This is a genomic window from Myxosarcina sp. GI1(2024), assembly GCF_053543375.1.
Genome location: NZ_JBKGTY010000006.1, coordinates 161104 through 167977, shown reverse-complemented (window position 1 = coordinate 167977; position 6874 = coordinate 161104). Strand labels below are relative to the sequence as shown.

Below are 6874 nucleotides of genomic sequence, written 5' to 3'. Positions count from 1 at the left end.
TTGTCTCTGTTCCCTACACTGTCTGACTTCTCACAGGGTTGTCACCCCGTCAGAAATTTAACTCAACTAAACGAAGATCGAGATATTTAACTGTGTCGATTATGTATACCGAGAAAACTATATTTTACTATTGACAATAGTCAAAAATTACTTGCCGTCGCTCAACAACGACTTAGACAGTGTAGTCTCTGTGGTCAAAACTATTTGGTTATGTTCTAGATTTATCTACAAGATCGCAACCGCTAAATTTTTAAAGTTTTAGTAAAACCTGTCATTCTAACTTATCTATGCCCAAAAAAAGTAACAAACTATACGGAAAAAGGGAGTAGAAAGCCAGAAACTATTGTGAATCAAGTTTGTTATTTGAAACAAACTAACTCTTATGTTATCTGCTGAGATTAATTTGAAAACTAAATGAATTTTCAACTCTCAAAACAAAAAAAATTACTGAAGAATAAGAATAGAAGTTACGCAACTTCATTTAATAATTCTTTACCGAAACCAATAAGAACTATATTTAGTAGCTTTTCTCCCTACTGGCTAGCCTGTATTCCCCTATCAGCGGCGATCGTTTTAATTTGGAATACTGCCGCCAAAGCTCAAGGATTCGATCCCCCAGCCGATGTCGAACAGTTAAGAGTAGTACTCGATTCAATCTTCTTACTATTCGCCTCCGTTCTGGTTATTTTTATGAATGCCGGATTCGGAATGTTGGAAACTGGCTTTTGCCGTCAGAAAAACGCCGTCAACATTCTCGCCAAAAACCTGATCGTTTTTGGTATTGCCACCATCGCTTATTGGGCGATCGGCTATGCTTTTATGTATGGAGAAGGCAACGGCTTTATCGGCTTACAAGGCTTTTTCTTTAACGGCGATCCCGTTCCTTATGGTAACGAACCCTACCCTGCGGCAGTACCCGAAGCCATTTCGTTTCTGTTTCAGGTAGCTTTTGCGGCGACTGCGGCAACGATCGTTTCTGGTGCGGTAGCAGAACGGATTCACTTTAGTTCATTCATAATTTTTAGCTTTCTGTTAGTGGCTATCTCCTACCCGATTACCGGTCACTGGGTATGGGATGGCGGTTGGTTGAGCGAACTAGGCTTTTACGATTTTGCTGGTTCTACCGTAGTTCACTCCGTTGGAGGTTGGGCGGCTTTAGTCGGTGCGGCGATGTTAGGACCGAGATTGGGTAAATATCAAGCTGGTAGAATTAGTGCCCTACCAGGACACAATATGGGTTTTGCCACTCTAGGCTGTTTGATTCTCTGGATCGGTTGGTTTGGTTTTAACCCTGGTTCGGAATTGGCAGCAACTGCCAACGTTCCTTACATTGCCGTCACTACAAATCTAGCAGCAGCAGCAGGTGGCGTACTCGCTACGTTTACTTCTTGGATTAAAGACGGCAAACCCGATCTCTCGATGATTATTAACGGAGTTTTAGCCGGATTAGTGGGAATTACCGCAGGTTGTGCCGCTGTCAGCTACTTTGAAGCGATTATTATCGGTGCGATCGCCGGTATTATCGTCGTCTTCTCCGTTGCCTTTTTTGACAGTATTAGAATTGACGATCCCGTAGGTGCGACTTCAGTTCACTTGGTTTGTGGTATTTGGGGGACCTTGGCTGTCGCCATTTTTAGTGAAGATGCTAATATCATCCCTCAAATTATCGGCATTTTGGCTATAGGTGCGTTCACCGTCATCTTTAGTGCCCTCGTCTGGGGCATCTTAAATGCTGTATTCGGAATCCGAGTTGGGGAAGAAGAAGAACTTCGCGGTTTGGATATTGGCGAACACGGCATGGAAGCTTACAGTGGTTTTGTCAAAGAAGCTGATGTTTTATCTACAGGTAGTTCTAGCGTAGCTGTAGGTTCTTCTGATGTAGGCAAAAGCACAGAATTCTAAAAGTTTTACAGACAAAAATATAGACAAATTTATCTTGTATATGGGGTTTAGCAATGCTGAACCCCTATTTTTTGTGGTCAAGGTATGGTTAATCCTCGAAGAGATCGCTCTTTGGCACCCAATCCCTTACCCTGAATTAACACTCTAAATCTTCCCAATCCTGTGGGGGAAATTAGTTGATGCAGAGCATCTCTTCGGTTTAAAATTTCCTTCAAATTGTATTTACCGCTAGATAGTTGTTTCAGGCGATCGCCCAGACCCAGAGCCATTAGAAACATTCCCTGTTTGGTAAAGCCAATGTTATCTAAGCCCAGTAAACTTGCCTGACGTTCTAAGGCGGTAAAATTAACGTGAGTGGTGATGTCTTGATAGCCTAAATTTACATAGGGATTATCGTGATGGCGATGTCGATAGTAACATTGCAAAGTTCCCTGACTGCGCTGTGGGTAATAGTATTTCTCTGCCTGATAGCCGTAGTCGATGACGAGCAGATATCCTTTCTGTAATTTGCGCTCGACAGTTTCTAGCCAATCTAAAGCTTTAAGGTTAACTTCCGTACGATACCCTTCCGTATAGCGATCGCTAAGTAAGTCCAGGTCAATTAAATTAAAATAATCTTTTATTCTGGAAGTAGATAACTCTCCGATTACTTTGGTTAATTTATTTTCTTCAATAGTTAAATATATTTCTTGTAATTTTCCCGATTTAACCACAACTAAATGTACGGGAAATGCATCAATTAGTTCATTAGCAAAGCAGCAGCCAACCACATAATTATCTGGAATTTCTTGCCAAGTTTTCCAATTAATCTCAATTGCAGTAACAGGCTTTAATTTTTGTTGCTGCTGAGCAACTAAAGCCGGCGATTCTTCAATAATTATATATTCAAGCGCTTGAGTAAGATCGAGATAATTTTCCTGTAAATAGGCGAGAATATCTGCTGCCAAGCTGCCATTACCCGCTCCCATTTCCACAACCGTAAAGCGATCAGGACTACCCAAGTTTTGCCACATTTCTGCGAGCTGAATTGCTAGAAGTTCGCCAAAATCTTTACCTAAAGAAGAGGAAGTAAAAAAATCACCCGCAGCACCAATATTGACAGTACCCGAACTATAGTAACCGAACTGATGATGATATAAAACCAAGTTCATAAATTCAGCAAAGGTAATTCGCTGTGGGCGAGATGTATTAATTCGTTCGGAAATAATTTGGTACAGTTGCTGAGAATTGGGAAAATCTATTTGATTCATATTGCTCAAAGTTGGGTTAAATAGGCAGAGACACTAATATTAATCGCCATTAATCGCTCGCCTTTTTCGGGTTAACTAGGACTACTCATAGCTATTGGTAGCGATAATCTAGATCGAGCAAACCGATCTAAACCCAGTCCTCATCATCTTCAAAATCATCATTATCTGAAATATTAGCCGTTTCCGAACTGGATAAAGCCCGATCGCCTTCTGAAGAACTACTGAGGCGATCTAAGTTATCATTATCTTCTTCGCCCTCGTCGCTCACCGATGAAACGATAATTTCAGGTAAAATTTCCGAGGGTTTTTTGCCGTCTATCTCACTAACGATCAAATCGTCGATGTAGCTTAAGAAAATATTACCTCTGGCATCGCAAATAGTTACCAGTCCATAATTTTCAGTTTCATTCTGAGAAAATAAATCGTTGAGGAAGCGCGAAGGCAAATTAATTTTGCCACCACCGTTTAGAGCATTAACGGCTAATAATATATATTCATTCCCAGTCGTTCTATGCTTGACCAAAATCGTCATATAGCAGTCCTGTTTAATTTGAGATCGTGATAAATTTTCATGCTACTGGCTTATGTTCCGCCATGACTGCGGGGATCGCTATTTTTTTCCGTTGCCACAGGAGTCTTAAACTGAGAAACCGAACCTTGATTATAGGTGTAGGGTATGGGATTACTGGCGATTAAGGCTTCTAAATCCGCTTCAATAATCGAACGAGGCTGTTCGCCAATCGCTTCGGCAATTGCTTCACCTTCGCGGTTCATAAATACAAAATGGGGAATGCCATCGACGCGATAACGCAAAATTTCAGGCAGCCATTTGTCATTATCTACATTGAGCATTACAAAGTTAACTCGATCTTCATACTCGTCTTCAATTGCCGCTAAATCTCCTGCCATAGCCTGACAGGTAGTACACCAGTCGGCATAAAATTCTGTTAGGGTAGGTTTCCCATTACTCATGGCATCCTCAAGAGACATAGAACGTTTTACTAGGGATTCGAGAGAACCAGAATTGGTTTCGGTTTGTAAACCGATAAATAAAGCTACTCCCAGCACTACTGCTGCGATGGCAACTATTACGTTTCTAACCACACTAATGTTTTTCGATTGAGAGTCAACCATAGGCTCCTTGATTAGCTAGTTTATATGTATTCGCACCTTTGTTTTATTGTACTTTTTTGACTCTAACCGACCATGAAAAAACGGGTAACTCTAACTTTTCCGAGAAATACCGTACAAATGCCGATTACCTATCGCTTGGCAAAGGATTTTAACGTTGCCGCCAATATCATTCGCGCTCAAGTAGCACCCGATCGCATGGGCAAGCTAGTAGTAGAATTACAAGGCGATATCGATGAAATCGATGCGGCGATCGAGTGGATGCGTCTGCGAGATATTGATATTTCTTCTGCTAGCAGTGAAATCGTTATCGATGAAGCTAGTTGTGTCGACTGCGGCTTATGTACCGGGGTCTGTCCTACCGAAGCTCTAATTCTCGAACCACAAACTTTTAAACTCAAGTTCCGGCGATCGCTATGTATCGTCTGCGAACAATGCGTTCCTACCTGTCCTGTCGGCGCAATTTCCACTAATCTCTAACTAGACAATAGCCTGTTTGAGACTCTGGCAAAATTTGGCGATCGCTTCTAACCCCGCTTCTGGAGTTCCATCTGCCAAACGCTTGACAAAAGCACTGCCGACAATAATTGCATCTGCTCCCCAATCCTTAATTTGTCTGGCTTGTTCCGGACTAGAAATACCAAATCCTACTCCGATGGGTTTATCGGTAATCCCCCGCATCTCTGTAAGTAAATCTTTAACCTTAGAAGCAACTCGAGCGCGAACTCCAGTAACCCCCGTCACCGAAACTAAATAAATAAAACCTTGGGAAGAAGTGGCAATCGTGTTGATTCTCTCTTGAGAACTGGTAGGAGCAACCAATAAGGTTACTTCTATACCCATTTGGCTTGCCGAAGTAAGTAAAGCCGAGGCTTCTTCTAGAGGTAAATCGGGAATTACCAAACCCTTTACTCCTGCAGCCTGAATCTGCTGTAAAAATGAGTCTACACCTCGATAATAGATGGGATTGTAGTAGGTAAATAGAATAATTGGAATCTCGATTTTTACTTCCACCGTTTTAACTACATCCAAAACCGCATCTAAATGTACCCCACGTCCCAAAGCCCTAGTTGCTGCCGCCTGAATTGTGGGACCGTCAGCCAGGGGATCGGAATAGGGAACGCCCAATTCAATTAAATCTGCTCCATTTTGAGCCAAAACCTCTAAAGCTTTAGCTGTAGTCGCTAAGTCGGGGTCGCCTGCAGTAATAAACGGAATTAAAGCACATTCAGATTTTTGTCGCAGATATTTAAAGCGATCGCTAACAGAGTTCATCTCGAAATTATTTATTTTTATTAATTATCTTGAAACTATTAAATTTATTCGGAAGTTGAATTAGATGAGGCAGAATTTGGCTGTTGTTCTCGTTCCACATCTGCTTGAAGCTGGGCGATTTCCTCTGGACTCATTTCCTCAAGTCGTTTCTGTAAAATGGCATCTTCATAGTCTTGTCGCTGCTTGTTGTAAGTCATGTTTTTAGTTCCCACTCGGAATAAGTAGGTCAAACACCAACCTAATAAACCAATTACCAATAAGGTTTGAGTCCAGATTCCCGCATTAATACTATCGACCCCTGATAGTTGCAGCACTAAATAAACAATTCCACCTGTCAGAAAAATACCAACAGCGATCGCAATTGCATCTATTCTCCGCATAACTTCCCTTAAGCTTTTAGGTCGCGACGTTTGGGGCGGAAGTTGAGAAAAGGACTGAGTAGCAACATTCCAGGAAAGCAGAGAAACACAAACAAATACATGATTAATCGCTCGACCGAACTAGCTGTATACCAACGATTATTCAAATAAAAATAAATCAAAGCTGGTAACATCAATAAATACGTTCCGCTCAATGCCAAATAAATTAGGGCAACTAAATTAGTTTCTGTTAATAGCGTCATCTACCTTTACTCGTAAAATTTTCTCTAACTTAATTTTAGATGTTAAAGCGCGACCGGCTTACTGTATGATATATTAGTTTCTACTGAAAAAGTGTAAGACTGCAATTTTTAACTTGGGGGTATGGCGGAATTGGTAGACGCTGCGGACTTAAAATCCGTTGACCGTAAAAGGTCGTGGGAGTTCAAGTCTCCCTACCCCCACTACTTTGCAGCGACTTTTAGGGCTTTAGTCGTGACAGAAAGCATAACTTTGCCGTTATGGAAGCTTTATGCGGTTCTGTTGCAAAAAATCCGAACAGAGAGAATATACCTGTGATTAACTAATTTTTTAGACAGCGATCCCAAACAGAGAATAGACAAAATTTCTTTGTCCCAAGATGTCACCTTTAGCGATATTTTTTATTTGCCCTTTGCGAATCACATTCATGATTTCATACCCTTTTAATGTCCGCCATGCTGAGTGGAAATGTTGAAAGTATAATTTATACTTAGCCTGCTTTTTCGGAAATCTATGGTCTTGCTCGATGATATTATTAAGATATTTGTTCTGTCTCAATTCACACTCACTAGAGATAATTTCTTCCGTTTGAAGTTCTTCAACTGCTGCGGGATAAGCAGGATTTTGGTCTACGTTAATAACTCTTGGCTGCTTATTATGTCTCGATTTCAGGGCTTTCTTCAAGAATCTTTTAGC

The 6874-nt window shown here is 41.1% G+C and carries 9 protein-coding genes and 1 tRNA gene; 3 read left to right on the top strand and 7 right to left on the bottom strand.

Features of this window, described 5'->3' with window-relative positions:
* The first annotated feature begins 414 nt into the window (after positions 1-414).
* A complete protein-coding gene (locus tag ACLFKQ_RS21050) occupies positions 415-1902 on the top strand; it encodes an ammonium transporter (protein ID WP_449001698.1) in 1488 nt (495 codons plus the stop codon).
* A gap of 77 nt (positions 1903-1979) precedes the next feature.
* On the opposite strand, the gene ACLFKQ_RS21045 is transcribed toward ACLFKQ_RS21050, so the two are convergent.
* The 3 genes from ACLFKQ_RS21045 to ACLFKQ_RS21035 all read right to left on the bottom strand — a co-directional run bounded on the left by ACLFKQ_RS21045 (position 1980) and on the right by ACLFKQ_RS21035 (position 4286).
* On the bottom strand, positions 1980-3152 hold the full coding sequence (locus ACLFKQ_RS21045; protein ID WP_449001697.1) for a class I SAM-dependent methyltransferase: 1173 nt from the start codon (positions 3150-3152) through the stop codon (positions 1980-1982).
* Between the two features lie 127 nt (positions 3153-3279).
* The gene (locus ACLFKQ_RS21040) at positions 3280-3684 is read right to left on the bottom strand and encodes a hypothetical protein (protein ID WP_449001696.1); all 405 of its coding nucleotides are present in this window, start codon (positions 3682-3684) and stop codon (positions 3280-3282) included.
* A 50-nt stretch (positions 3685-3734) separates the two neighbouring features.
* Positions 3735-4286 (bottom strand): thioredoxin family protein, encoded by a 552-nt coding sequence (locus ACLFKQ_RS21035; RefSeq protein WP_449001695.1) that lies wholly within the window; start codon positions 4284-4286, stop codon positions 3735-3737.
* A gap of 72 nt (positions 4287-4358) precedes the next feature.
* Here ACLFKQ_RS21035 and ACLFKQ_RS21030 point away from each other — a divergent pair, with 72 nt between their 5' ends.
* Positions 4359-4763, top strand: a complete 405-nt coding sequence (locus ACLFKQ_RS21030; RefSeq protein ID WP_449001694.1) for an NIL domain-containing protein — start codon at positions 4359-4361, stop codon at positions 4761-4763.
* On the opposite strand, the gene trpA is transcribed toward ACLFKQ_RS21030, so the two are convergent.
* From trpA to ndhL, 3 genes are read right to left on the bottom strand one after another with little or no spacing between them, the layout of a single operon-like run.
* A complete protein-coding gene (trpA, locus tag ACLFKQ_RS21025; protein ID WP_449001693.1) occupies positions 4764-5558 on the bottom strand; it encodes a tryptophan synthase subunit alpha in 795 nt (264 codons plus the stop codon).
* Positions 5559-5602: 44 nt separating this feature from the next.
* Positions 5603-5938, bottom strand: coding sequence for a DUF3007 family protein (locus tag ACLFKQ_RS21020; RefSeq protein WP_449001692.1), 336 nt, complete (start codon positions 5936-5938; stop codon positions 5603-5605).
* Between the two features lie 8 nt (positions 5939-5946).
* On the bottom strand, positions 5947-6180 hold the full coding sequence (ndhL, locus tag ACLFKQ_RS21015) for an NAD(P)H-quinone oxidoreductase subunit L (protein ID WP_449001691.1): 234 nt from the start codon (positions 6178-6180) through the stop codon (positions 5947-5949).
* Between the two features lie 115 nt (positions 6181-6295).
* On the opposite strand from ndhL, the gene ACLFKQ_RS21010 reads away from it, so the two are divergent.
* Positions 6296-6381: transfer RNA gene (locus ACLFKQ_RS21010), tRNA-Leu, on the top strand.
* A gap of 127 nt (positions 6382-6508) precedes the next feature.
* On the opposite strand, the gene ACLFKQ_RS21005 is transcribed toward ACLFKQ_RS21010, so the two are convergent.
* On the bottom strand, positions 6509-6874 hold a 366-nt coding region (locus ACLFKQ_RS21005; protein ID WP_449001690.1), incomplete at its 5' end, for a DDE-type integrase/transposase/recombinase.